The organism is Pseudomonas sp. JV241A (assembly GCF_900275665.1).
GTDB lineage: Bacteria > Pseudomonadota > Gammaproteobacteria > Pseudomonadales > Pseudomonadaceae > Aquipseudomonas > Aquipseudomonas wadenswilerensis.
On record NZ_OPYO01000033.1, the window covers coordinates 151,292 to 176,027 of the forward strand.

Annotated in this window: 20 protein-coding genes and 2 tRNA genes; 6 read left to right on the forward strand and 16 right to left on the reverse strand. The window is 63.1% G+C overall.

Going from position 1 to position 24,736, the window contains the following annotated elements:
• Positions 1 to 114 precede the first annotated feature (114 nt).
• Entirely contained in the window at positions 115 to 867 is a 753-nt protein-coding gene (gene rlmB / locus JV241A_RS22385; protein WP_115089088.1) for a 23S rRNA (guanosine(2251)-2'-O)-methyltransferase RlmB, read from the reverse strand.
• The gene (rnr, locus tag JV241A_RS22390) at positions 864 to 3,461 is read right to left on the reverse strand and encodes a ribonuclease R (protein WP_134064513.1); all 2,598 of its coding nucleotides are present in this window, start codon (positions 3,459 to 3,461) and stop codon (positions 864 to 866) included. Before rnr ends, rlmB begins: the two co-directional genes overlap by 4 nt.
• Positions 3,462 to 3,727: 266 nt before the next feature.
• Here rnr and JV241A_RS22395 point away from each other — a divergent pair.
• The 4 genes from JV241A_RS22395 (at position 3,728) to JV241A_RS22410 (ending at position 6,746) form a co-directional block, all read left to right on the forward strand.
• Positions 3,728 to 3,814 (forward strand) — tRNA-Leu (locus tag JV241A_RS22395).
• Positions 3,815 to 3,901: 87 nt separating this feature from the next.
• Positions 3,902 to 3,988: transfer RNA gene (locus JV241A_RS22400), tRNA-Leu, on the forward strand.
• 176 nt (positions 3,989 to 4,164) lie between these two features.
• The gene (locus JV241A_RS22405) at positions 4,165 to 5,178 is read left to right on the forward strand and encodes an extracellular solute-binding protein (RefSeq protein ID WP_115089091.1); all 1,014 of its coding nucleotides are present in this window, start codon (positions 4,165 to 4,167) and stop codon (positions 5,176 to 5,178) included.
• Complete coding sequence (locus JV241A_RS22410; RefSeq protein WP_115089093.1) at positions 5,178 to 6,746, forward strand: iron ABC transporter permease; 1,569 nt, start codon at positions 5,178 to 5,180, stop codon at positions 6,744 to 6,746. Before JV241A_RS22405 ends, JV241A_RS22410 begins: the two co-directional genes overlap by 1 nt.
• 51 nt (positions 6,747 to 6,797) lie before the next feature.
• Here the strand turns inward: JV241A_RS22410 and JV241A_RS22415 are convergent, their stop codons facing one another.
• The 12 genes from JV241A_RS22415 to JV241A_RS22470 form a co-directional block, all read right to left on the reverse strand.
• Positions 6,798 to 8,732, reverse strand: coding sequence for a methyl-accepting chemotaxis protein (locus JV241A_RS22415; RefSeq protein WP_115089516.1), 1,935 nt, complete (start codon positions 8,730 to 8,732; stop codon positions 6,798 to 6,800).
• Positions 8,733 to 8,870: 138 nt separating this feature from the next.
• The gene (locus JV241A_RS22420) at positions 8,871 to 10,163 is read right to left on the reverse strand and encodes an adenylosuccinate synthase (protein WP_010221599.1); all 1,293 of its coding nucleotides are present in this window, start codon (positions 10,161 to 10,163) and stop codon (positions 8,871 to 8,873) included.
• A 54-nt stretch (positions 10,164 to 10,217) separates the two neighbouring features.
• On the reverse strand, positions 10,218 to 11,405 hold the full coding sequence (locus JV241A_RS22425; RefSeq protein ID WP_038997444.1) for an ATP phosphoribosyltransferase regulatory subunit: 1,188 nt from the start codon (positions 11,403 to 11,405) through the stop codon (positions 10,218 to 10,220).
• Between the two features lie 275 nt (positions 11,406 to 11,680).
• Positions 11,681 to 12,550: a protease modulator HflC gene (gene hflC / locus JV241A_RS22430; protein WP_010221597.1), complete on the reverse strand. Its 870-nt coding sequence runs from the start codon at positions 12,548 to 12,550 to the stop codon at positions 11,681 to 11,683.
• Positions 12,550 to 13,710 (reverse strand): FtsH protease activity modulator HflK, encoded by a 1,161-nt coding sequence (gene hflK, locus JV241A_RS22435; protein WP_115089095.1) that lies wholly within the window; start codon positions 13,708 to 13,710, stop codon positions 12,550 to 12,552. The genes hflC and hflK overlap by 1 nt, the downstream gene beginning before the upstream one ends.
• A 96-nt stretch (positions 13,711 to 13,806) precedes the next feature.
• Complete coding sequence (gene hflX, locus JV241A_RS22440) at positions 13,807 to 15,108, reverse strand: ribosome rescue GTPase HflX (RefSeq protein ID WP_010221595.1); 1,302 nt, start codon at positions 15,106 to 15,108, stop codon at positions 13,807 to 13,809.
• Between the two features lie 12 nt (positions 15,109 to 15,120).
• Positions 15,121 to 15,381 (reverse strand): RNA chaperone Hfq, encoded by a 261-nt coding sequence (hfq, locus tag JV241A_RS22445; RefSeq protein ID WP_010221594.1) that lies wholly within the window; start codon positions 15,379 to 15,381, stop codon positions 15,121 to 15,123.
• A gap of 96 nt (positions 15,382 to 15,477) precedes the next feature.
• Complete coding sequence (miaA, locus tag JV241A_RS22450) at positions 15,478 to 16,449, reverse strand: tRNA (adenosine(37)-N6)-dimethylallyltransferase MiaA (RefSeq protein ID WP_134064515.1); 972 nt, start codon at positions 16,447 to 16,449, stop codon at positions 15,478 to 15,480.
• A 1-nt stretch (position 16,450) separates the two neighbouring features.
• Complete coding sequence (mutL, locus tag JV241A_RS22455) at positions 16,451 to 18,352, reverse strand: DNA mismatch repair endonuclease MutL (RefSeq protein WP_134064517.1); 1,902 nt, start codon at positions 18,350 to 18,352, stop codon at positions 16,451 to 16,453.
• Complete coding sequence (locus JV241A_RS22460; RefSeq protein WP_205125920.1) at positions 18,349 to 19,773, reverse strand: N-acetylmuramoyl-L-alanine amidase; 1,425 nt, start codon at positions 19,771 to 19,773, stop codon at positions 18,349 to 18,351. The genes mutL and JV241A_RS22460 overlap by 4 nt, the downstream gene beginning before the upstream one ends.
• 3 nt (positions 19,774 to 19,776) lie before the next feature.
• Positions 19,777 to 20,247 (reverse strand): tRNA (adenosine(37)-N6)-threonylcarbamoyltransferase complex ATPase subunit type 1 TsaE, encoded by a 471-nt coding sequence (tsaE, locus tag JV241A_RS22465; protein ID WP_134064520.1) that lies wholly within the window; start codon positions 20,245 to 20,247, stop codon positions 19,777 to 19,779.
• The gene (locus tag JV241A_RS22470) at positions 20,235 to 21,095 is read right to left on the reverse strand and encodes an NAD(P)H-hydrate dehydratase (RefSeq protein WP_134064522.1); all 861 of its coding nucleotides are present in this window, start codon (positions 21,093 to 21,095) and stop codon (positions 20,235 to 20,237) included. Before JV241A_RS22470 ends, tsaE begins: the two co-directional genes overlap by 13 nt.
• A gap of 62 nt (positions 21,096 to 21,157) precedes the next feature.
• On the opposite strand from JV241A_RS22470, the gene queG reads away from it, so the two are divergent.
• A complete protein-coding gene (gene queG / locus JV241A_RS22475) occupies positions 21,158 to 22,258 on the forward strand; it encodes a tRNA epoxyqueuosine(34) reductase QueG (protein WP_134064524.1) in 1,101 nt (366 codons plus the stop codon).
• A gap of 32 nt (positions 22,259 to 22,290) precedes the next feature.
• On the opposite strand, the gene JV241A_RS22480 is transcribed toward queG, so the two are convergent.
• Together JV241A_RS22480 and orn are read right to left on the reverse strand one after the other, a co-directional pair.
• A complete protein-coding gene (locus tag JV241A_RS22480; RefSeq protein WP_038997454.1) occupies positions 22,291 to 22,902 on the reverse strand; it encodes a trimeric intracellular cation channel family protein in 612 nt (203 codons plus the stop codon).
• A 100-nt stretch (positions 22,903 to 23,002) separates the two neighbouring features.
• The gene (gene orn / locus JV241A_RS22485) at positions 23,003 to 23,545 is read right to left on the reverse strand and encodes an oligoribonuclease (RefSeq protein ID WP_115089109.1); all 543 of its coding nucleotides are present in this window, start codon (positions 23,543 to 23,545) and stop codon (positions 23,003 to 23,005) included.
• A 91-nt stretch (positions 23,546 to 23,636) separates the two neighbouring features.
• Between orn and rsgA the strand changes: the two genes are divergently transcribed.
• The gene (rsgA, locus tag JV241A_RS22490; protein ID WP_134064526.1) at positions 23,637 to 24,668 is read left to right on the forward strand and encodes a small ribosomal subunit biogenesis GTPase RsgA; all 1,032 of its coding nucleotides are present in this window, start codon (positions 23,637 to 23,639) and stop codon (positions 24,666 to 24,668) included.
• Positions 24,669 to 24,736: the final 68 nt, after the last annotated feature.

Consider the following 24,736-nt stretch of genomic DNA (forward strand, 5'->3'; position numbering starts at 1 on the left):
ATTGAGCAGCACCGCGGTGCTGCAATCGCCGGCAAGGCCGGCTCCCACAGACTGGCACAACACCTGTGGGAGCCGGCCTTGCCGGCGATGGGCCGCGAAGCAGCCCCGCAGAGATCAGCCCTTGGCTTTAGCCTGCCGCTGACGAACGGCCTCGAACAGGCACACGCCTGTCGCCACCGACACGTTGAGGCTGCTGACGCTACCGGCCATCGGCAGCTTGACCAGAAAATCACAGTGCTCGCGGGTCAAGCGGCGCATGCCCTTGCCCTCGGCGCCCATGATCAGGATGGTCGGCCCGGTCAGGTCCTGCTGATACAACTCCTGCTCGGCCTCGCCAGCGGTACCGACCACCCACAGGCCGCGTTGCTGGAGTTTCTCCAGGGTCCGCGCCAGGTTGGTGACCGCTACCAGCGGGATGACTTCGGCCGCGCCGCAGGCCACTTTACGTACCGCAGGGGTCAGGGTCGCCGACTTGTCCTTGGGCACCACCACCGCCAGGGCACCGGCGGCATCGGCGGTGCGCAGGCAGGCGCCGAGGTTGTGCGGATCGGTAACGCCATCGAGCACCAGAATCAGCGGTGCGCCCTCGGTGCGATCGAGCAGCTCCTCGAGCATTGCCTCGCCCCAGACCTGGCTCGGGCTGACTTCAGCCACCACGCCCTGGTGCACGCCTTCAACCCAGGCATCCATCTCGCGACGCTCGGCTTGGCCGACCGCCACGCGGTTCTGCGCGGCAAGCTCGAGCAGCGGTTGCAGGCGCGGTTCGCTGCGCCCTTCGGACAACCAGATCTGCTTGACCCGCTTGGGGTGATGACGCAACAGGGCTTCCACGGCATGTACGCCGTAGATCTTTTCCAACTGACTCATGACTTGGCCTTGGGTTTACGTGACGCGGAGCCAGCTTTCGGCGGCCCTTTACGGTGCTTGCTCGGTTTTTCCGACTTGCCCGACTTGGCCGCCGGCTTGCTGCCTGCGTGCTTGGCGTCGGTCATCAAGGCCTTTTTCATTTCCCGACTCTTGCGCACTTCGGCGTTTTTCGCCGCGGCATGGGAAGGGAAATAGGCTTCGGCGGTTTCGTTCTTCTTGCTCCGGCGCGCAGGCTCTGCAGCCTTGGGCGACGCTTCAGCCTTCTTGTCGAGCACCGGTACCGGCTTGCCGTCTTGCGGACGCACGCCTTCGCCTCGCTGCTTGCGACCAATCGGCGCCTTCAGGGTGTTCTCGGCCATCTCGAAGTCGATCTTGCGCTGCTCGAGGTCAACGCGCATTACCCGTACTTCAACGGTATCGCCCAGGCGGAAGCTGCGACCGGTACGCTCACCGGCCAGGCGGTGGTGCACAGGGTCGAAGTGGTAGTAGTCGCCCGGCAAGGCGCTGACATGGACCATGCCTTCGACGTAGATGTCGGTCAGCTCGACGAACAGGCCAAAACCGGTCACCGCGGTGATCACACCCGGGAAGCTCTCGCCGACGCGGTCTTTCATGTACTCGCACTTGAGCCAGTTGACCACGTCGCGGGTGGCCTCGTCGGCACGCCGCTCGCTCATCGAGCATTGCTCGCCGAGCTGCTCCAGGGTCGCCTCGTCGTACGGGTAGATGCGCGCCTTGGGGATGCTCATCGCACCGGCACGCTTGACGTGCGGGGTTTCCTGGCGCGAACGGATCACGCTGCGGATGGCCCGGTGGGTCAGCAGGTCCGGGTAGCGACGGATCGGCGACGTGAAGTGGGTGTATGCCTCGTAGTTCAGACCGAAGTGGCCATTGTTGTCGGCGCTGTACACCGCCTGGCTCAGGGAGCGCAGCATCACGGTCTGGATCAGGTGGAAATCCGGGCGGTCGGCGATGCTCGCCAGCAGCGCCTGGTAATCCTTCGGCGACGGACCATCCTTGCCCTTGTGCAGGGACAGGCCCAGCTCGCCAAGGAAGGCCCGCAGTTTTTCCAGGCGCTCCGGTGGCGGACCGTCGTGAACACGGTACAGGGCCGGGATTTCGTGCTTCTTGAGGAACTCGGCGGTGGCCACGTTGGCCGCCAGCATGCATTCCTCGATCAGCTTGTGCGCGTCGTTGCGCACGGTCGGCCGGATTTCGGCGATCTTGCGCTCGGCACCGAAGATGATCCGGGTTTCCTGGGTTTCGAAGTCGATCGCGCCACGGGTATGACGGGCCGCCAGCAGCACCTTGTACAGCGCATAGAGCTGCTTGAGGTCCGGCACCACTTCGCTGTACTGCTCGCGCAGTGCCTTGCCTTCGCGGGTACGGGCGTGCTCGAGCATGCTGCTGACCTTGTTGTAGGTCAGGCGCGCATGGGAGTGGATCACCGCTTCGTAGAACTGGTAATCGACCATCTGCCCGGACTTGTTGATGGTCATTTCACAGACCATCGCCAGGCGGTCGACGTGCGGGTTCAGCGAGCACAGGCCGTTGGACAGCTCTTCGGGCAGCATCGGCACCACGCGCTCGGGGAAGTACACCGAGTTGCCGCGCACCTGGGCTTCGGCATCCAGGGCAGAACCCAGGCGCACGTAGCTGGAGACGTCGGCGATCGCCACGTACAGGCGCCAGCCACCGGAGAACAGGCGCAATTTGCCCAGGCTCTCGCAGTACACCGCATCGTCGAAGTCGCGGGCATCTTCACCGTCGATGGTGACGAACGGCAGATGGCGCAGGTCGACGCGGTGCTCTTTGTCTTTTTCTTCGACTTCCGGCTTGAGCTTGCGCGCTTCCTTGATCACGGCTTCTGGCCAGACGTGCGGAATATCGTAGCTGCGCAGGGCAACGTCGATTTCCATACCCGGGGCCATGTAGTTGCCGATCACTTCGGTAACGTCGCCCTGAGGCTGGAAGCGCGGGGTCGGCCAGTGGGTGATCTTGACCTCGACGAACTGACCGACCCGGGCACCGCCGTTGCGACCCGGGGTGATCAGCACCTCTTGCTGGACCTTGGGGTTGTCGGGGGTGACAAAGCCGATACCGCCTTCTTCGAAGTAGCGGCCAACGATGCTTTCGTGGGCACGGGAGATTACTTCGACCACCACGCCTTCGCGGCGGCCACGGCGATCCAGGCCGGAAACCCGGGCCAGGGCGCGGTCGCCGTCGAACACCAGGCGCATTTGCGCGGGGCTGAGGAACAGGTCGTCGCTGCCGTCATCCGGGATCAGGAAACCGAAGCCGTCGCGGTGGCCGGCGATGCGGCCGAGGATCAGGTCGAGCTTGTCTACCGGGGCATAAGTGCCGCGCCGGGTATAGATCAGCTGGCCGTCACGCTCCATCGCGCGCAGGCGGCGGCGCAGGGCTTCGATCTGGTCTTCGGTGGTCAGGCCGAACTCTTCGACCAGCTGCTCACGGGCTGCCGGCGAACCGCGCTCGTCCAGACGCTGGAGGATCAGCTCACGGCTAGGAATAGGGTTTTCGTATTTTTCCGCTTCACGAGCGGCCTCGGGATCGAGGGTCTGCCAATCGGCCATTAGGAGGGGTTCACCTTGTCTATATAAGGGTTAGTTTGGCATAGGCGTATTGAAACCGGAAATTTCAGGCTTGGACAGCCCTGTCAGAGCCCCCTGGATGCTGCCAAAACCATCATAAGGAACAACGACTTGAATTTTTTAAGATTTTTTCAGAACGGGGGTTTACAGCTCTCAGAGGCATCCGTATAGTGCGCACCACAACGACGGACACCGTCGTTATAGTTGAGATGCAGCACGATGTGAAGCATCATGTTCCTCAGCGAAATGCCCAGATGGTGAAATTGGTAGACACGCCAGCTTCAGGTGCTGGTGACCTTACGGTCGTGGAAGTTCGAGTCTTCTTCTGGGCACCAATTTCAAATCTTAGAATCGCCTCCGGCATCTGAGATTTACTGCAACACGCTACACTGTTTTCATTACAAGCTACACCGCTTCATTTTGCCCAGATGGTGAAATTGGTAGACACGCCAGCTTCAGGTGCTGGTGACCTTACGGTCGTGGAAGTTCGAGTCTTCTTCTGGGCACCAATTCAGATCAAACCCGCGAAAGCGGGTTTTTTCGTTTCTGCCCTCCCCTTTTCCTCGCCTGCAATCCAGAAACGACCGATAGCCTGCTCATGAATTTTCCCTCACAAGGGCATTTGAGAAGCAATATCGATTATCATTGTTTCCAGATATGTAGCCGCAAGCGAGGAAGCACCCGCATGACGTTCCGCAATAACCCCCTGTTGCGCGGCCTGGCCGTTTCTGTTTTTGCCATGGTGCTGGGTACGCCAGCCGCCATGGCCGCCGACCCTGTGGCGCTGACCCTGTACAACGGCCAGCACAAGGAAATCGGTGAAGCCATCGCCAAGGCCTACGAGGCCAAGACCGGCATCCACATCAATATTCGCAAGGGCAGCAGCAACCAGCTGGCCAGCCAGATCATCGAAGAGGGTGATCGCTCCCCTGCCGATGTCATCTACACCGAAGAGTCGCCACCGCTGAACAACCTCGGCGAACTGGGCCTGCTGGCCAAGATCGATGACTCGACCCTGCAGGTCCTGCCCAAGGAATACGTCGCCGCCAACGGCAGCTGGATGGGCGTCACCGCACGCACCCGCGTGGTCGCTTTCAACCCCAAGGTGATCGACGAAAAAGACCTGCCGCCCTCAGTGATGGATTTCGCCGACCCACAATGGGACGGCAAGATCGGCTTCGTGCCGACCAGCGGCGCGTTCCAGGAACAGGCCGTGGCCATCCTCAAGCTGCACGGCCGTGACGCCGCCGAAGAATGGCTGACCGGCCTCAAGGCCTTCGGCAAGACCTACACCAACAACATGGTTGCGCTCAAAGCCGTCGAAAATGGCGAAGTGGCTGCCGTGCTGGTGAACAACTACTACTGGTACGCCCTGAAGAAAGAGCGCGGCCAGCTGGATTCGAAGCTCTACTACCTGGCCGATGGCGACGTCGGTGGCTTGGTGACTATTTCCAGCGCCGCTGCGGTAAAAGCCAGCAAACACCCGAAAGAAGCCCAGGCCCTGCTGGCCTGGATGGCCAGCGAAGAAGGCCAGCGGGTAATCACCCAGACCACTGCAGAGTATCCGCTGCATAAAGGCATGGTCTCGGATCAGGGCCTGAAACCATTCGAAGACCTGCGCCCGCCGAAAATCACTCCGGCCGACCTGGGTAATGCCGAAGAAGCCCTGGAGCTCGAACGCGAAGTTGGCCTGCTGTAATGAGCGCAGCCCTGCCCGCGGCAGCACTGGCCAGCCGCTACATCCCCAAGCGCAAGCGCCCGTCGATCTGGGTGGTACTGCCAGTGTTGCTGCTGGTCGGGCTAAGCCTGTTACCCCTGCTGTATGTGGCCTTGAAAACCTGGGAAGCCGGCTGGCGCGAAGCCTTGCACCTGCTCTGGCGCCCTTTCGTTTGGGGCCTGATGCGCAACACCCTGATGCTGATGGCCGGAGTCACCCTGGCCTGCATGGCCCTGGGCGTATCCCTGGCCTGGCTGCTGGAGCGCAGTGACCTGCCCGGGCGGCGCCTGTGGGGTGTGATCCTGTGCCTGCCGTTCGCCGTGCCGGCCTTTGTCAGCGGCTTTACCTGGGTGTCGCTGAGCCCGCGCTTCGAAGGCCTGGGCGGCGCCATCCTGGTGATGAGCCTGTCCAAGTACCCGCTGGTGTTCCTGCCGGTAGCCGCGACCCTGCGTAACCTCGATACCTCGCTGGAAGAGTCGGCGCGCACCCTGGGGCAGACGCGCTGGGGCGTGTTCTGGCGCATCACCCTGCCGCTGCTGTGGCCGTCGATCATTGGCGGCAGCCTGCTGATTGCCCTGCACATGCTGGTGGAGTTCGGCGCCCTGTCGATTCTCGGCCTGCAGACGTTCACCACGGCGATCTACCAGCAGTTCGAACTGGAGTTCAGCAACGCCAACGCCGCCATGCTCTCGGCGGTGCTGCTGTTCATGTGCCTGCTGATGCTCTGGCTGGAACTGCGCGTGCGCGGCAAGGCCCGGCATGTGCGGATCGGCCAGGGCGTGGCCCGGCGCGGTGCGCCGATTCGCCTGCGGGCATGGATGCCGGCAGGGCAGCTGTACTGCCTGATCCTGGCCCTGCTGGGCAGCGGCATTCCGCTGGGCATGCTCGGCTACTGGCTGAGCGTTGGTTCGTCGGCAGCCTTTCCGGTGGCTGATATCAGCCGCGCCCTGTTCTCGTCGCTGTCGCTGTCACTGGGTGGCGCCGGCTTGAGCTTGTTGCTGGCGCTGCCGGTAAGCTTCCTGGTGGTGCGCTACAAAGGTCGCCTGGCGATCTGGGCCGAGCGCCTGCCGTACCTGCTGCATGCCCTGCCCGGCCTGGTGATTGCACTGACCCTGGTGTACTTCGCCCTGCACTATGTGCCGGCGCTGTACCAGACCACCGGTTTGCTGTTGCTGGCCTACGCCCTGTTGTTCCTGCCGCTGGCCCAGGCACCGGTGCGCACAGCCTTGAACAAGGCGGCGCCGCAGCTTGAAGAAGCAGCGCGCACCCTTGGCGCGACGCAGTTCACGGCGTTCTGCCGGGTGACCCTGCCGATCATCTTCCCGGCCCTGGCGGCGGCGTTCGCGCTGGTGTTCCTGGATGCCATGAAGGAGCTGACGGCAACCCTGCTGCTCAGCCCGACCGGCATGACCACCCTGGCGACCGAGGTGTGGGCGCATACCGCCAACGTCGAGTTCGCAGCGGCAGCGCCGTATGCGGCATTGCTGATTCTGGTCTCGGGGTTGCCGGTGTATCTGCTCACTACGCGGATGTACCTCAACCGCGCGTGATGCCTTTGGGGCTGCTTTCGCAGCCCATCGCCGGCAAGGCCGGCTCCCACACTAGGCCCGGAACTGCCCCAGGCTAGCCTTGAGCTGCGCCGCCAGGTCGTCGAGCACCTTGCTGCTGGCGGTGGTTTGCATCACCACTTCGGCAGCCCGCTCGGCCTGAGCATGGATGGTCTGCACCCTGCCACGCACCGCCTGCGCCCCATGCGCCTGCTGCTCAGCCGCACGGGTAGCCAGGCCGATAGCCGCATGCACCTGCTCCACCGAAGCCTGCACCGACTGCTGCACCCGCGCATTGTCGCGCAGCACCAGCAAGCCTTCGCTGGCCTGGCGCCCAGCCAGGCTGATTGCCGCCACCGCTTCTTTTGCTCCTTGCTGCAAGGCACCGATATGCGCCTGGATGTCACCGGTCGAACTCTGGGTCTTGCTCGCCAGCGCCCTGACTTCATCGGCCACCACGGCAAAGCCACGCCCGGTTTCCCCGGCGCGCGCCGCTTCGATGGCGGCGTTGAGTGCCAACAGGTTGGTCTGCTCGGCAATACCGTGGATCACCGTCAGCACCACCTCGATCTGCTCGCTCTGCTGGGCCAGGCGTTCGATGACCTTGGAGCCGGTCTCGACCTGTCCGGCCAGGTCTTCGATGAGCTTGGCCACCTGGGTTGAAGTACGGCTGTTCTCGTCGGTGGCCTGGCGAATATCCACCACTTGCTGCAAGGCCGATTGCATGGCCTGGCTTTCGGCCTGAGCCTCATCGGCCATGCTCGACAGGTCGCGCAGGCTGGCAGCGACTTCGTCGCGCTGCAGTTCGGCAGCGGCGTCGGCGCCGGCATTGCGCTGGGTCATGGCACCGATCTCGATGCCAGTACGCTGGGCCACCTCACCGGCTTCGCGCACGATAGGCTGCAGCTTGGCAACGAACTGGTTGACCGCCGCAGCCATGTCGCCGATCTCGTCGCGACTGTCGATGGAAACGCGCTTGGTCAGGTCACCCTCACCCGCCGCCAGGTCGTTCAGCGCAGCGATCAACAGGCGCAGCTTGTTGACCACGCGCCGGCCGAGCACCACCGCGACCACCAGCAGTACACCCAGGCCGACCAGGGCCAGCCCCACACCGATGTTCCAGCGCAGGGTTGCCGCGGCGTCCTGGACGCTTTGCGAGGTATTGGCCTGCATGCCGGCAGCGCTGGCCTGAGCCGCCTCCAGACGCGCGCGCAGGGCCTTGTTGCTGTCTGCCGCGGCGCCCACGAGGCTGTCGCCGACCAGCTGATCGCCACTGGCAATCAACGCCGAGAAGCGTTTGTCCAGCGCCACCAGCTCGTGGTCGACCACGGCAGTGGAAACGCCCATCAGCACCTTGCCGATCTCGACACCATTGGGGTTGATAGGGGCCTCGACGAAATACACCGACGGGTCGTTGCGCGCAGCATCCAGCACCTTGTCCAGCGCCCGCTCACCCTTGCCCTTTTCCAGCAGCGCCTGGTTGATCGGGTTCTGCCGGTTGAGATAACGGGTCAGGTGCTGCCCCTGGGCGTCGTCGTAGATGACGAACAGCACGTTAGGGTTGCGCTGGGCCCGACGGGAAAACTCCGACAGGGTCGGCACGTCGTTGTCCCACATGGCCCGCGGCGCCACCGAGGCAAGCAACTCAGCCATGTCGTTGGCCGAATCCTTGAGATTCTTCTCCAGCGTTGCCCGCAACTGCGCCTGCTCATCCTGCAGGCGCGTGGAAAGGCCTGCAGCCAGACGCTGGCGGGTACTGGCAGACAAGCTGTCGAGCCCGGAGCTTACCTCCTGGCCGGCCTGCTCGAGTTCGGCAGAAAGCTTCTGGCTGTCGGCAGCCAGACGGTTGCCCAGATCGGCCTCCAGGGCAGTCACCGTGCTCCGGGTCAGCGCGACCGCGACCAGCACCTGCACCAAAAGAGCGATACCGAGAGCAACAAAGACAGGCCGCAACAGGCGGCTTCGTAACAGTGAGAGAACGGCGGACACGAAAGAACCCTCTACTTCTGGGGCCATTAAAGTGATGGCACCGCTGGAGTGATTCTTACAGCAAAGGTTGTGCCGATCAGCCGACAGAAACGACAAAGGCCCCTATCAAGGGGCCTTTGTCTTTACATCAGTCGCGGATCAGGCGAACGGATGACGCAGCACGATGGTCTCGTTGCGGTCCGGGCCGGTGGAGATGATGTCGATCGGCGCGCCGACCAGCTCTTCCACACGCTTGATGTAGGCACGGGCGTTGGCCGGCAGTTCTTCCAGGGTCTTGGCACCCAGGGTCGACTCGCTCCAGCCCGGCATTTCTTCGTACACCGGCTCCAGGCCGATGTAGCTGTCGGCGTCGGTCGGGGCATCGATAACGGCACCGTTCTCGTTCTTGTAGCCAACGCAGATACGGATGGTTTCCAGGCCGTCGAGCACGTCCAGCTTGGTCAGGCACAGGCCGGAGATGCTGTTGACGTCGATGGCGCGACGCAGGATCACGGCATCGAACCAGCCGCAACGACGGGCACGACCGGTGGTGGCGCCGAACTCGTGACCACGCTTGGCCAGGAAGGCACCGACGTCATCGAACAGTTCGGTCGGGAAAGGGCCCGAGCCAACGCGGGTGGTGTAGGCCTTGGTGATACCGAGGATGTAGTCCAGGTACATAGGGCCAACGCCCGAACCGGTAGCGATGCCGCCAGCGGTGGTGTTGGAGCTGGTCACGAACGGGTAGGTACCGTGGTCGATGTCCAGCAGCGAGCCCTGGGCGCCTTCGAACATGATGTCCTTGCCAGCGCGACGCAGGTTGTGCAGCTCGGCGGTGACGTCGAGCATCATCGGCTTGAGCAGCTCGGCGTATTCCATGCACTCGTCCAGGGTCTTCTGGAAGTCGATTGCAGGCTCTTTGTAGTAATTGACCAGCACGAAGTTGTGGTAGTCCAGCAGCTCGCCGAGCTTGGCAGCGAAACGCTCGCGGTGGAACAGGTCACCGATGCGCAGGCCGCGACGGGCAACCTTGTCTTCGTAGGCCGGGCCGATGCCGCGACCGGTGGTGCCGATCTTCTGCTCGCCACGGGCTTTTTCACGAGCCTGGTCGAGGGCCACGTGGTAGGACAGGATCAGCGGGCAGGAAGGGCTGATGCGCAGGCGCTCGCGCACCGGTACGCCTTTCTCTTCCAGCTTGTTGATTTCACGCAGCAGGGCGTCAGGTGCAACCACCACGCCGTTGCCGATCAGGCACTGCACGCCTTCGCGCAGCACGCCCGAAGGGATCAGGTGCAGCACGGTTTTCTCACCGTCGATCACCAGGGTGTGACCAGCGTTGTGGCCACCCTGGTAGCGCACTACGGCGGCAGCATGTTCGGTCAGCAGATCAACGATCTTGCCTTTGCCCTCATCACCCCACTGGGTGCCCAGGACTACGACATTCTTACCCATAACACTTGTCCTCATTCGCGCAAACTTGGCGCCGGCTCGTACCGGCGGGGAATCTCAAATGGCCAGCGGCAGAACCTGCCAAAGCCCGTTTTGCTGAATCAATTGCCGATCGCAATCCGCCTCGACGGCGGCAGTCAATGGCTGCCCAGGCAAGGCCTGAACCACCCGCTGACCTTCACTGCGCAATTGGCAGACCAACTGCCAGAGTGCCGCATCGCTGCTGTCGGGCATCCAGATCCCGCCAGACGGCAATACCACCTCGGCTCGCCCCAGTGTGACCAGGGTCTTCAAATCCGTGGAGAAACCGGTGGCCGGGCGCGCCCGGCCAAAGTCCGCTCCGATGTCGTCGTAACGACCGCCCTGGGCGATCGACTGACCGACACCCGGGACGAACGCAGCAAACACCACACCGGTGTGGTAGTGGTAGCCACGCAACTCGCCCAGGTCAAAATACAGTGGCAGCTCGGGGTAACGCGTGGCCAGCCGCTCGGCGATCGCCATCAGGTCATCCAGTGCCGCCAGTACCGCAGCCGGTGCACGGCCAAGACGCACACGCGCCTCGGCCAGCACTTCACGGCCACCGCACAGCTCGGTGAGCGAGCGCAGCATGCCGGCCAGGTCCGCTGGCAGCTTGGCGGTCAGCTCGATCACTTCGTCGACGGCCTTGCGCTGCAAGGCATCGAACAGTTGTTGCTCGATCGCACCCGACAGGCCGGCAGCACGGGCCAGGCCACGGTAGATACCGACATGGCCAAGGTCCATGTGCACATCCGGCACATCGGCCAGTTGCAGCATGGCCAGCATCAGGCTGATCACCTCGACGTCGCTGACCGGGCTGGCGTCGCCGTACAGCTCGGCACCGAGCTGGATCGGGCTGCGCGAAGTCGACAGCGCCCGCGGCAAAGCGTGCAGCACGCTGCCGGCATAGCACAGGCGGCTCGGCCCTTCACGACGCAGGGTGTGCGCATCGATGCGCGCAACCTGCGGGGTGATGTCGGCACGGAAACCCATCTGCCGGCCCGATTGCGGGTCGATGACCTTGAAGGTCCGCAGGTCCAGGTCCTGGCCGGCACCGGTGAGCAGCGATTCCAGGTACTCGATATGCGGGGTCACGACGAAGTCATAACCCCAGCTCTGGAACAGATCCAACACCTGCCGACGCGCGATCTCGATGCGCGCCGCCTCAGGTGGCAGTACTTCTTCGATGCCATCTGGCAGCAGCCAGCGGTCTACCGTTGCCATTTCGCCATTTCCCCTATGGTCCGGGCGGCCTGCCCGCGGGCGAGCCTTGAGTGAAGCAGGTATCGGCAAACAATGGCGCGCAGCACCGATTCCAGCGCTACCGCCGTGCCTATACCCTCGAATACCTTGGGCTGCTCTGTAGACCCGAGCCGGGTTTGAACCGTTCGATCTTGCAGACGCAAAAAAGCCGGGAATTTCCCGGCTGCCGCATCATACACCCGTTTTCTCGCGGGATCACCCCGCCAGGCGTTTTAGCCGCCCGGCGGGGTAGATGCTTATGGCTTGGTCTTGCCCATGAAGCGGAAGAACTCGCTGCTCGGATCGAGCACCAGTACATCGCTCTTGTCGGCAAAGCTCTCGCGGTAGGCCTTGAGGCTACGGTAGAACGCGTAGAACTCCTGGTCCTGACCGTAGGCCTTGGCGTAGATCGACGCGGCCTGGGCATCGCCGTCACCGCGGGTTTCTTCCGATTCCCGGTAGGCTTCAGCCAGCAGTACACGGCGCTGACGATCGGCGTCGGCACGGATGCCTTCGGCCAGCTCGTTACCCTTGGCGCGGTGCTCGCGGGCTTCACGCTCACGCTCGGTGCTCATCCGCTCGAACACGCTGCGGTTGACTTCCTTGGGCAGGTCGATGGCCTTGACGCGAACGTCGACCACTTCGATACCCAGTTCCTTGCTGGCCATGCGGTTCAGCGATGCAGTGATGTCAGCCATCAGCGCGTCACGTTCACCGGAGACCACTTCGTGCAGGGTGCGCTTACCGAACTGGTCACGCAGGCCGCTTTCCAGACGGCGCGACAGACGTTCGTCGGCGATCTGCTTGAGGCCCGAGGTCGCGGTGTAGAAGCGCTCGGCGTCCTTGACCCGCCATTTGGCGTAGGCATCGACCATCACCGCTTTCTTTTCCAGGGTCAGGAAGCGCTGGGTCGGGGCGTCCAGGGTCATCAGGCGGGCGTCGAACTTGCGCACCTGGTTGACGTAAGGAACCTTCACATGCAGGCCAGGCTGGACATCAGCCTGGACCACACGACCAAATTGCAGGAGTACCGCACGCTCGGTCTGGGCCACGATGTAGAAGCTGTTCCAGGCCACGATCGCCAGCACCACGGCCACGATCAGGGCGATCAGCGATTTATTGCTCATCAGCGGCTCTCCCTAGTACGCAACTGTGTTTGCTGCTGTTGCAGCTCCGCCGCGCGGTTGGCCGCATCGGCGTTGGCCGACGGCGCAACGGTGACCGGGGCAGAGCCGGAGCGGCTGCCCTGCACCATCTTGTCCAGCGGCAGGTACAGCAGGTTGCTCTGGCCGTCCTTGCCGGAAACCAGGACCTTGCTGGTGTTGCTGTAGACTTCCTGCATGGTGTCCAGGTACAGGCGCTGACGGGTCACTTCAGGGGCCTTGCGGTACTCGGCGACCAGTTTGGTGAAGCGGTCGGCCTCACCCTTGGCGCGCGAGACGACTTCGTCGCGGTAACCGTTGGCATCCTCGATGATCCGCTGGGCCTGACCACGGGCTTCCGGCACCACGCCATTGGCGTAGGACTCGGCCTGGTTGCGGGCACGCTGCTCGTCTTCACGGGCACGGATCACGTCATCGAAGGCTTCCTGCACTTCACGCGGGGCTGCCGCGCTCTGTACGTTGACCTGGGTGACGGTGATACCGGTACGGTAGGTATCGAGGAAACGCTGCAGGCGCTCCTTGATTTCCACGGCCATCTGCTCACGACCTTCGGTCAGCACCTTGTCCATCGCGGTGGAACCCACCACGTGACGCAAGGCACTGTCGGTCGCGTGCTGCAGGCTGATTTCAGGCTGATCGACGTTCAGCACGAAATCCTGCAGGTTGGTGATCTTGTACTGCACGGTCAGCGGCACCTCGACGATGTTCTCGTCTTCGGTCAGCATCTGCCCCTGCTTGGTATAGGCACGTTCGCGAGTAACGTTCTCCATGTACTTGCGATCGATCGGCGGGAAGTAGATGTTCAGGCCCGGCCCTACGGTTTCGTAGTATTTGCCGAAGCGCAGCACGACTGCCTGCTCCTGTTCGTCGACCACGTACACGGCGCTGTACAGCCAGATAGCTGCAAGCACGGCGAGACCGATGCCGAGCAGGCCGAAGCCACCGCCCTTGCCGATGCCGCCATCACCACCGCGTTTCTTGCCACTGCCGAACATGCCGTTCAGGCTGTCCTGCAGCTTGCGGAAGGCCTCGTCGAGATCCGGTGGCCCTTTCTTGTCGCCACCACGGCGCCCGCCCCACGGATCCTGATTGTTCGAGTTGCCACCCGGCTCATTCCAAGCCATAGCGCTCTCCATCTGATAAAGCAAAGACGCGCCCACGGCGCGCCGTCCAATGCTACAGAATGCCTGTCACGGCTGCCCGACCGCGTCGCCGGGCATTTATTGCAAAGTATGTTGCTCGATGAACTCCAGCGGCTGCAAACCTTCGCGGCTGACCAGGCGGTTCAACTCCACCCGCGGCAATCGCACAGCCAGCAGGCTGCTGCCTTCATCGTCATGCTCTTCGCTCTGCACCGCACCCAGTTCAAAGAACTGCGCGCGCAGCCGGGCGAAACGCTGCTCAAGGCGCAAGGTACCGACAAACAGGTCATCCCCCAGCAATTCGGCGACCGCCTGCCCCACCAGCTCCAGCCCCCGACCATCGCGGGCCGAGACCCAGACCCGTTGCGGCTTGCCATCGGCATCGCGCTGAATCTGCGGCTCGACACCTTCAAGCAGGTCGAGTTTGTTATAGACCTCGAGGATCGGCAAGCCTTCTGCACCGATCTCTCCCAGTACCGCCATGACCTGCTCGATCTGCGCCATGCGCTCAGGCTCATGGGCGTCGATCACGTGCAGCAGCAGGTCGGAGTTGCTCGACTCTTCGAGCGTAGCCCGAAATGCCTCGACCAGCTTGTGCGGCAGGTGACGAATGAAGCCCACGGTGTCGGCCAGCACGATCGGCCCGAGGTCGTCGAGCTCAAGCCGGCGCAGGGTCGGGTCGAGGGTCGCGAACAACTGGTCGGCGGCATAGACCTCGGACTGGGTCAGGGCGTTGAACAGGGTGGACTTGCCGGCGTTGGTGTAGCCGACCAGGGAAACCGAGGGGATATCCGCCCGTTTACGGCCACGGCGAGCTTGTTCACGCTGGCTGCGGACCTTCTCCAGGCGCGCCTTGATCTGGCGCAGGCGTACCCGCAGCAGGCGGCGGTCGGTTTCCAGCTGGGTTTCACCCGGGCCGCGCAGGCCGATACCGCCTTTTTGCCGCTCAAGGTGAGTCCAGCCACGCACCAGCCGCGTGCTCATGTGCTCGAGCTGGGCCAGTTCGACCTGCAGCTTGCCTTCATGGGTACGCGCCCGCTGGGCGAAGATGTCGAGAATCAGACCGGTGCGGTCAAGCACGCGACACTCGAAGACTCGTTCGAGGTTACGTTCCTGACTGGGGGTGAGGGTGTGATTGAAAATCACCAAATCTACCTGTTCGGCGTTGACCAGGTCGCGTAACTCTTCGACCTTGCCGCTGCCAATCAGGTATTTGGCGGTGGGCTGATGTCGCGCCACATTGGCGAACGCGACAATATCGGCCCCAGCCGACAGTGCCAGCTCCTGAAACTCCTGCGGATCTTCGCGCGCCTCAGGGTTCTGACCTTCCAAGTGAACGAGGACTGCCCGTTCACCACCACCGTGGCGCTCAAAGAACAAAGCAGACTCCTATCAGGCGTTACCTGGCTCAGCGTCGCCTTGCTCTGATTCGGTTGCGCTAGGCAGACGGATCGGACGCACAGGGACAACTGTCGAGATGGCGTGCTTGTAAACCATCTGGCTGACGGTGTTCTTCAGCAGAATCACGAACTGGTCGAAGGATTCGATCGTGCCTTGCAGCTTGATACCGTTAACCAGATAGATCGAAACCCCAACTTTTTCTTTTCTCAAAGTATTCAAGTAAGGGTCTTGTAGCGAATGCCCTTTTGACATATGCCGCACTCCTGTAAGGATCAATAGTAAAAAAATCAAAGAAAAACTGATGGCTCAAGCCGCCCCACCCCAAGGATAGACGGCTATTGCAAGGACTCAGCTCAATATGGAGACCGATCCAAGGTATTTCAAGGTGCGAGACAGATTGTCGCAGGCCAGGCTGTCCAACCAGTGCAGGTCAGCCCAACTACGCAACCAGGTGAACTGCCGCTTCGCCAATTGGCGAGTGGCAATAATGCCGCGCTCCTGCATTTCCACTGAAGTCAACTTGCCATCAAGGTGATCCCAGACCTGGCGATAACCAACCGCCCGTATAGACGGCAGCCCCGCATGCAAGTCACTTCTGGCTCGCAGCAATCGGACCTCGTCAACGAAGCCCTGTTCCAGCATTTGCCCGAATCTTAGCGCAATCCGCTCGTGCAATACGTGTCGATCGGCAGGCGCAATGGCCAGGCTGGCGACAGTATAGGGCAATTGGCCCGCTGCGGACGTGCCTGCGGCGCTACTTTCCGCGGATTGACGCTGGCGATGTGACGTCATCGTCAGGCCGCTGACCCGGTAGACCTCCAGCGCGCGGATCAGCCGCTGCGGGTCATTGGGATGAATACGCGCCGCCGATTCCGGATCGACCGCCGCCAGTTGCTGGTGCAGGGCGTGCAAGCCGAGGCGCTGGACCTCGTCTTCGAGTTCGGCACGCACCTGCGGGTCAGCCGCCGGCATGTCTGCCAGGCCTTCGAGCAATGCCTTGTAATAAAGCATGGTGCCGCCGACCAGCAGGGGGATTTTGCCGCGCGCGGTGATATCGGCCATGGCCTCCAGCGCATCGCGACGAAAATCGGCGGCCGAATAGCTTTCAGCCGGGTCAAGGATGTCGATCAAGCGATGCGGATGGGCAGCCAGAATCTCTTTGGACGGTTTGGCGGTGCCAATGTCCATGCCACGGTAGACCAGCGCCGAGTCGACACTGATCAGCTCGCATGGCAGGACCTTGGTCAGCTCGATGGCAAGGTCGGTCTTGCCCGCCGCAGTCGGGCCCATGAGGAATATCGCTGGAGGTTTGCCACTCATGTCATCGACCGCGCAGGAACAGTTTGTCCAGATCGTCCAGGCCCATCTGGGTCCAGGTCGGTCGGCCATGGTTGCATTGACCGCTGCGCTCGGTGTTTTCCATGTCGCGCAGCAGGCCGTTCATTTCCGGGATGGCCAGGCGCCGGTTGGCGCGGATCGCGCCGTGGCAGGCCATGGTCCCGAGCAGTTCGTTCAGGTGCGCCTGAATACGGTCGCTGGTGCCGTATTCCATCAGGTCCGCCAGTACATCCTGAACCAGGCGATTGGCCTCGGCTTGCTTGAGCAGCGCTGGAATCTGCCGGATCGCCAGGCTTTCCGGGCCCAGGCGCTGCAACTCGAAGCCCAGGCGCTGGAACCACTCGGCGTGCTCTTCGGCGCAATCGGCTTCGCGCTGGCTCAAGGCCAGGGATTCCGGCACCAGCAGCGGTTGGCCGCTGAGGCCTTCGCTGGCCATGGCCATCTTGAGGCGCTCGTACATGATCCGCTCATGGGCGGCGTGCATGTCAACCAGCACCAGGCCGACGGCGTTTTCGGCAAGGATATAGATGCCCTTGAGCTGGGCCAGGGCGTAACCCAGAGGCGGGATGTCGCCCTGGCCTTCGGGCAATGCAGCAGGCGCGGCATCGTTCAGTGGGGCAAAGAACTCACGGTACACACCCTGGGCTTCGGCCGCAGGCAATGCCTGGGCTGGCCGCGGTGTGTACTGATACTGATAGCCAGCGCCACTGCCATTGCTGCCCAGGGACGGGCGCAGGCCTGGCTCGGCAGGCGGCTGCTCGAGCAGATTGGCGGCCAGGCGCATCTCGCCCTGAGGCCCGAACTCACCCGCCTGAATGCCGCTGGGACGGACGATCTCGCCGGTCGCAGCAGGCGCGGCCAACTGGTCTTCCGGGCGCACATCGGCCAAGGCGCGGTGCAAGGTGCCGTATAGAAAGTCGTGAACCATGCGCCCGTCACGGAAGCGCACTTCGTGCTTGGTCGGGTGCACGTTGACGTCGACGCCTGTCGGGTCGACTTCGAGAAACAGCACAAAGGTCGGGTGCCGACCGTTGAACAGCACGTCGCGATAAGCCTGGCGCACGGCGTGGGCGACTAGCTTGTCGCGCACTGCGCGGCCGTTGACGAAGAAGTACTGGAGGTCGGCCTGACTGCGCGAGAAGGTCGGCAGGCCGACCCAGCCCCACAGGTGCAAGCCGTTGCGCTCGACTTCGATCGGCAGCGCCTGCTCAAGGAAGCCCGGGCCACAAATAGCGGCTACGCGGCGAGCGCGAGCAGTGTCGTCATGGGCTTCGTGCAGGCTGAGAATGCTTTTGCCGTTGTGACGCAGGTGAAAACCCACGTCGAAACGCGCCAGCGCCAGGCGCCGGATCACTTCCTGCAGGTGATCGAATTCAGTTTTCTCGGTCTTGAGGAACTTGCGCCGGGCTGGAGTATTGAAGAACAGGTCGCGCACTTCCACCGAGGTGCCGACCGGATGCGCCGCAGGCTGCACCCGCGGGGCCATGTCGCGGCCTTCGGTTTCCACCTGCCAGGCCTGCTCGGCGTCACGGGTGCGCGAGGTCAGGGTCAGGCGGGCGACCGAACTGATCGAGGCCAGGGCCTCACCACGAAAGCCCAGGCTCATGACCCGCTCGAGGTCTTCCAGGTCGCGGATCTTGCTGGTGGCGTGCCGGGCCAGGGCCAGCGGCAGGTCATCGGCAGCGATACCGCCACCGTCGTCGCGCACCCGCAGCAACTTGACGCCGCCCTGCTCGACTTCGACGTCGATGCGTTTGGCACCGGAGTCCAGGCTGTTTTCCAGCAGCTCCTTGATTACCGAGGCCGGGCGCTCGACTACCTCACCAGCAGCAATCTGGTTGGCCAGCCGCGGGCTGAGCAGCTCGATCCGGGCACTGCTGCTCATTGCTGGGCCGCCAGTGCCGTGGTCGGGATGTTCAGGTGCTGGCCGACTTTCAGCTCATCGGTCTTCAGGCTGTTGGCGCTGCGCAGGCTGGCAACGCTGACCTGATAGCGCACGGCGATCATCGCCAACGTCTCGCCCGGGCGCACCGAATGCTCGCGTGGGCCCTGGGCAATCTTGCCGCTGTCACGCAGCCAGGCGACATAAGTGCCCGGCGGCGGGTTCTGCTGGAAGAACTGGCGCACGCCACTGTGAATCGAGCGGGCGAGGGACTGCTGGTGGCTCGGGGTGGCCAGCTTGGCGGCCTCGTTGGCGTTGGAGATAAAGCCGGTTTCCACCAGGATCGACGGGATGTCCGGCGATTTCAGCACCATGAACCCGGCCTGTTCGACGCGCTGCTTGTGCAGCGGCGTGATACGGCCCATGTTGCCCAGGACCTTCTGCCCGACGTTGAGGCTGGAGCTCAGCGAAGCGGTCATCGACAGGTCGAGCAGCACACCGGCGAGCATGCGGTCCTTGTCATCGAGGCTGACGTTGCCGGCACCACCGATCAGGTCGGAGCGGTTTTCGCTGTCGGCCAGCCAGCGCGCGGTTTCCGAGGTGGCACCGCGATCGGACAAGGCGAACACCGAGGCACCAAACGCGGCCTTGGACGGCGCGGCGTCAGCGTGGATCGAAATGAACAGGTCGGCGCCCTTCTTGCGGGCAATCTCGGTGCGCTTACGCAGCGGGATGAAGTAGTCGCCGGTACGCGTCAGCTCGGCGCGGAAGCCCTTCTCGGAGTTGATCTGGCGCTGCAGTTCCTTGGCGATGGCCAGGACGATGTCTTTTTCGTGTTGGCCGCGCGAGCCGGAAGCCCCCGGGTCTTCACCGCCGTGACCGGCGTCGATGGCGATGACGATGTCACGCTTGCCATTGGGCACCGGGGTCAGCTTGATCGCCGGTTGTGCCGGAGTCACCGGCACCGCAGGCGTGGTGGCGACCGGCGGGGTCGGCGGCGGGGTGACGGCGTCGGCCTCCTGGTCGAACAGATCGACCACCAGGCGGTTGCCGTACTGCGCGTTGGGCGCCAGGGTGAAGCTCTTGGGCGTCACCGACTTCTTGAGGTCAACCACCACGCGCAGGTCGGTGGGCGTACGCTGGGCCGAGCGCACGCTGGTAATCGGGGTGTTGGAGGTGGACACTGAAAGCGGCGCGGCCAGGGTCGCGCCATTGATGTCGATCACCAGGCGATCCGGGGCGGTCAGGGTAAATACGCTGTGCTGCACAGGGCCCGAGAGGTCGAAGACCAGCCGTGTGTTATCCGGCGCTCGCCATAAACGCATACTTTTGACTTGCGTAACGGCCAGAGCGTCCACGGCTACTGCCGTAAGCAGCAGTCCTACGACAGAAACCAGTGCGCGAATGCGCATACCTATCCCCATTTTCTATTTGAATTCCAAGGCCAGAGCGGCACACCAGGCTTCGCCACGTGCCCCCTGCGGCGACAGGTTGAGCGAACGACCGCTCGCCTGGGGGCTTATGGTAATGGTCAGGTCGGGCTTTGGCAAAATGCCCGCCCCTTTTTGGGGCCATTCGAACAGGCACAGGGCGTCATCTTCGAAGTAATCGCGGATGCCCATGAACTCCAGCTCCTCCGGATCGACCAGACGGTAGAGGTCGAAATGGAAGGCGCGGATGTCGCCAATCTCGTAAGGCTCAACCACTGTAAAGGTAGGACTTTTTACTGCGCCTTGGTGCCCAAGGCCACGAATAATGCCTCGCGACAGGGTGGTCTTGCCGGCCCCCAGGTCCCCTTCGAGAAAAATCACGCCGTGACCTTGGGTCACTTGGGCAATGCGGTTGCCGAAGTGGACCATGGCCTCTTCATCGGCCAAAAACAGGGTTATGCCAGACACGCTGAATGTTCCTCCAATAACTGACGAATTGCCGGGGCCATATCGCTGGCCGCCAGGCCACGGCCCTGAACGCCCAGGCGCTCGCCGGCGCAGGCATGCAGCCAGACGCCCAGGCAGGCCGCTTCCCAGGCCGACATGCCCTGGGCCAGCAAGGCGCCGAGCACACCACTGAGCACATCACCCAGGCCGGCGCCAGCCATCGCCGGATGACCACGCGAGCAGAGCGCCAGTTGCCCCGCCGGATCGGCCACCAGGGTGCCAGAGCCTTTCAGCACACATACGACCGCATATTTGCGCGCGAGTTTGCGCGCCGCGCCAGGCCGGTCGGCCTGCACGGCTTCGGTGGATACACCAAGCAGACGAGCGGCCTCCCACGGATGCGGGGTAATGATGCTGCCTTTGGGCAGCGGCAAGGGCGTGCAAGCCAGCAGGTTGAGGGCATCGGCGTCCCACACCTGTGGCACCTGGCTGCTGGACACCGCCGACAACAGGCTGCGCCCCCAGGCCGCTTGGCCGAGGCCAGGGCCAACCACCAGCACCGAAGCCCGCTCGATCGGCGTCATCAATTGATTGGCCGAATGCACGCCCAGGCTCATCACCTCGGGCAAGCGGGCCATGGCCGCGGGCACATGCTCAGGCCGGGTAACCAGCGACACCAGCCCGGCGCCGCAGCGCAAAGCGGCTTCGGCACTGAGCAGCGCCGCGCCGCCGGTACCGCGATCACCACCGACCACCAGCACATGGCCGAAGTCGCCTTTATGAGCGCCGGCATGACGTGGTGCCAGGGGCGCAAGGGTGACGCTGGTGAGCCGATGCGGCTCGTTTGTGGGGTGTTTGGTCTGAGGCATGGGTCAAAGGCTCTGATGTCTGGCAGAATTATACGCACCTGAGTCCGTATTGCCTTATTCCCATGCCTGCTTCTGCCCCCGACCTACCCGCACTGGCCCAATCGATCAAGGATTGGGGCCGAGAGCTTGGCTTTGCCCATGTCGGCATCGCCGGGGTAGACCTGGGCGAGCACGAAAAACACCTGGAACGCTGGCTCGAAGCCGGCTACCACGGCGAAATGGACTACATGGGCGCCCACGGCAGCAAGCGCTCGCACCCGGATGAGCTGGTGCCAGGCACCTTGCGCGTGGTCTCGCTGCGCATGGACTACCTGCCGGGCGACACGCGCATGGCCCAGCAACTGGCCCAACCGGAGAAGGCCTACATCTCCCGTTACGCCCTGGGTCGCGATTACCACAAGCTGGTGCGCAAACGCGTGCAACACCTGGCCGAGCGCATCCAGAAGGACATAGGCCCGTTTGGCTTTCGTGCTTTTGTCGACAGCGCCCCGGTGCTGGAAAAGGCCATTGCCGAGCAGGCCGGGCTGGGCTGGATCGGCAAGAACACCCTGCTGCTCAATCGCAAGGCCGGGAGTTACTTCTTTCTCGCCGAACTGTTCGTCGATATGCCGCTGCCGGTCGACCCACCGCAGGCCAGCGAACATTGCGGGCGCTGCAGCGCCTGCCTGGACATCTGCCCGACCCAGGCCTTTGTTGGCCCGTATGTGCTGGATGCCAGGCGCTGTATCTCGTACCTGACCATCGAGCTGAAAAGCGCGATCCCCGAAGAGCTGCGACCGTTGATCGGTAATCGGGTGTTCGGTTGCGACGACTGCCAGATTGTCTGCCCGTGGAACCGTTTTGCCCGCCCTACCGGCGAGAGCGACTTCAAGCCCCGGCACAACCTCGATAGCGCCGGGCTTGCCGAGCTGTTCATGTGGGATGAGCAGACCTTCCTCGACAGCACCGAAGGCTCACCGCTGCGCCGTGCCGGTTATGAGCGCTGGTTGCGCAACCTGGCGGTGGGCTTGGGCAATGCGCCGTCGACTATCCAGGTACTGGAGGCGCTCAAGGCGCGGCAGGATTTTCCGTCGGAGCTGGTGCGTGAGCATGTGGAGTGGGCGCTGGCGCAGCACTCTTCGCGGGGCAAGCCCGCTCCCACAGGGATTAGCCCCGGCCTGTAGGAGCGGGCTTGCCCCGCGATACGGTTATCGACTCAATGCTCGTCGTTGTAATGAAACTTCGGCATTTCCCAGTGGAACCGAATCGCCAGCAGCCGTAGCAGGAAGCCGCCAAACAAGGTCAGCAGAATCGCCTGCTCGCCCGGCACATTGAAGTACACACAGCCCAGATAGAACCAGGCCGCAGCGAACGACACACTGGCATACAACTCGCGGCGGAAGATCAGCGGAATATCGTTACAGAAGATATCCCGAAGAATGCCGCCAAACACCCCGGTAATCACCCCGCTGATCGATGCCACCAGCATGCCCTGGCCCATTTCCAGCGCGGTCATGCAGCCAATCAGGGTGAAGGCCACCAGCCCCAGGGCATCGAGCACCAGGAACAGTGAGCGCAGGTGGCGCATCAGCGGCGCAATAAAGATGGTCATCAGCGCCGCGAAACTGGTCAGCACCAGGTATTCCGGGTGCTTGACCCAGGTCAGCGGGTAATGCCCCAGCAGCACGTCGCGCACCGAGCCACCACCCAGAGCGGTGATGCAGGCGATCAGCACCACACCGAACCAGTCCATGCCGCGACGGCCAGCAGACAGTGCACCGGTCATGGCTTCGGCGGTGATAGCAATGAGGTAGAGCATCAACAACATGGCGCAGATCCGTGCAAAGGGGCGCGCAGTCTAACCAGTTGCCACAGGCACCAAAAGGGGGCGCCGCGCGGATTGTCTGTACAAGCCGGCGGCGCTGCACTCAGAACTTGATGAAGTGCTCGCGATAATGGCGCAGTTCGTTGATCGACTCGCGAATATCGTCCAGTGCCAGGTGGGTGCCACCCTTCTTGAAGCTGTCGCGCACTTCCGGGGCCCAGCGTGCCGCCAGCTCCTTGAGGGTCGAAACGTCGAGGTTGCGGTAGTGGAAGTAGTTTTCCAGGTTGCGCATGTGGCGGTAGAGGAACCGGCGGTCCTGGCAGATGCTGTTGCCACAGATCGGCGACTTGCCCTTCGCTACCCACTGCTCCAGGAAGGCGATGGTCCGGGCCTCGGCTTCGGCCATGCTGACCTTGCTGTCCTTGACCCGTTGGGTCAGGCCGGAGGCGCCGTGGGTGCGAGTGTTCCACTCATCCATGCGCGCCAGCACCTCGTCACTGTGGTGGATAGCGATCACCGGGCCTTCAGCCAGGGTGTTGAGGTCGCTGTCGGTGACGATGGTGGCCATTTCGATAATGACGTCTTGATCCGGATCCAGACCGGTCATTTCCAGGTCGATCCAGATCAGGTTCTGTGGGTTCTGCATGATTCTGCTCCTCGGTAGGTGCGCAGTTTAGCCTAGTGGAGCGTGCTAAACTCCCCGCCGTTAAATATTGCCTCCCGAACACGGAACCTTCATGGCCAAACGCCAGCTCAATCGACGCCAGAACTGGCGCATCGAAAAAATCCAGGGTGAACGCGCTGCCCGCGCCGCCAAACGCGAACAACAGACCCTGAAGGAGCTCGAAGGCGGCGACCTCGGCCCGGAACAACTGGGCCTGGTCATCGCCCACTTTGGCGTGCAGGTCGAAGTCGAAGCCCAGGACGGCGACGTTGCCGGCCTGGTGTTCCGTTGCCACCTGCGGGCCAACCTGCCGGCGCTGGTGACTGGCGACAAGGTGGTGTGGCGTGCGGGCAACCAGGGCATTGGCGTGATCGTAGCGCAGTTGCCGCGCCACACCGAGTTGTGCCGCCCGGACAGCCGCGGCCAGCTCAAGCCGGTGGCGGCCAACGTCGACCTGATCGTGATCGTTTTCGCACCGGCACCGGAACCTCATGCCAACCTGATCGACCGCTATCTGGTAGCGGCCGAACATGCCGGCATCCGGCCCTTGCTGCTGCTGAACAAGGCGGACCTGATCGACGAGCAGAATGCTCCGGCACTCAATGCATTGCTGGCGGTGTACCGGCAGCTCGGCTACCCGCTACTGGAAGTGTCGGCCCACCACGGCAATGGCATGGCGCAGTTGCAGGCACAGCTCGACGGCCATATCAGCGTGTTTGTCGGACAGTCCGGGGTTGGCAAGTCGTCGCTGGTCAACAGCCTGTTACCTGAAGTGCAGACCCGCGTCGGTGATCTGTCGGAATGGTCCGGCCAGGGTACCCACACCACTACCACCGCCCGTCTTTACCACTTCCCCGGTGGTGGCGAACTGATCGACTCCCCGGGCATCCGCGAATTCGGCCTGGGCCATGTCAGCCGCGCCGATGTCGAAGCCGGCTTCATCGAGTTCACCGACCTGCTCGGCACCTGCCGCTTCCGCGACTGCAAACACGACCGCGAGCCCGGTTGCGCCCTGCTCAAGGCCCTCGAAGACGGCCGCGTGCAACAACAGCGGATGAACAGCTATCGCTCGATCATCGCCAGCCTGCCGCAAGACAGCTACTGAAACGCATGGGGCTCGGAAACGAGCCTCAACCTGCTGTTTTGTAGGACCAGCCTGTAGGACTTTTTACC

Bases quoted from the DNA above. Each gene is read 5' to 3' on its own strand.
- miaA (WP_134064515.1), bottom strand. From the start codon at position 16,449: ATGAGTGGCAAACCTCCAGCGATATTCCTCATGGGCCCGACTGCGGCG.
- rlmB (WP_115089088.1), bottom strand. From the start codon at position 867: ATGAGTCAGTTGGAAAAGATCTACGGCGTACATGCCGTGGAAGCCCTG.
- JV241A_RS22425 (WP_038997444.1), bottom strand. From the start codon at position 11,405: ATGGCAACGGTAGACCGCTGGCTGCTGCCAGATGGCATCGAAGAAGTA.
- JV241A_RS22420 (WP_010221599.1), bottom strand. From the start codon at position 10,163: ATGGGTAAGAATGTCGTAGTCCTGGGCACCCAGTGGGGTGATGAGGGC.
- JV241A_RS22405 (WP_115089091.1), top strand. From the start codon at position 4,165: ATGACGTTCCGCAATAACCCCCTGTTGCGCGGCCTGGCCGTTTCTGTT.
- hfq (WP_010221594.1), bottom strand. From the start codon at position 15,381: ATGTCAAAAGGGCATTCGCTACAAGACCCTTACTTGAATACTTTGAGA.
- hflC (WP_010221597.1), bottom strand. From the start codon at position 12,550: ATGAGCAATAAATCGCTGATCGCCCTGATCGTGGCCGTGGTGCTGGCG.
- JV241A_RS22480 (WP_038997454.1), bottom strand. From the start codon at position 22,902: ATGTTGTTGATGCTCTACCTCATTGCTATCACCGCCGAAGCCATGACC.
- JV241A_RS22460 (WP_205125920.1), bottom strand. From the start codon at position 19,773: ATGGGGATAGGTATGCGCATTCGCGCACTGGTTTCTGTCGTAGGACTG.
- JV241A_RS22470 (WP_134064522.1), bottom strand. From the start codon at position 21,095: ATGCCTCAGACCAAACACCCCACAAACGAGCCGCATCGGCTCACCAGC.
- mutL (WP_134064517.1), bottom strand. From the start codon at position 18,352: ATGAGCAGCAGTGCCCGGATCGAGCTGCTCAGCCCGCGGCTGGCCAAC.
- rsgA (WP_134064526.1), top strand. From the start codon at position 23,637: ATGGCCAAACGCCAGCTCAATCGACGCCAGAACTGGCGCATCGAAAAA.
- hflK (WP_115089095.1), bottom strand. From the start codon at position 13,710: ATGGCTTGGAATGAGCCGGGTGGCAACTCGAACAATCAGGATCCGTGG.
- rnr (WP_134064513.1), bottom strand. From the start codon at position 3,461: ATGGCCGATTGGCAGACCCTCGATCCCGAGGCCGCTCGTGAAGCGGAA.
- JV241A_RS22410 (WP_115089093.1), top strand. From the start codon at position 5,178: ATGAGCGCAGCCCTGCCCGCGGCAGCACTGGCCAGCCGCTACATCCCC.
- queG (WP_134064524.1), top strand. From the start codon at position 21,158: ATGCCTGCTTCTGCCCCCGACCTACCCGCACTGGCCCAATCGATCAAG.
- orn (WP_115089109.1), bottom strand. From the start codon at position 23,545: ATGCAGAACCCACAGAACCTGATCTGGATCGACCTGGAAATGACCGGT.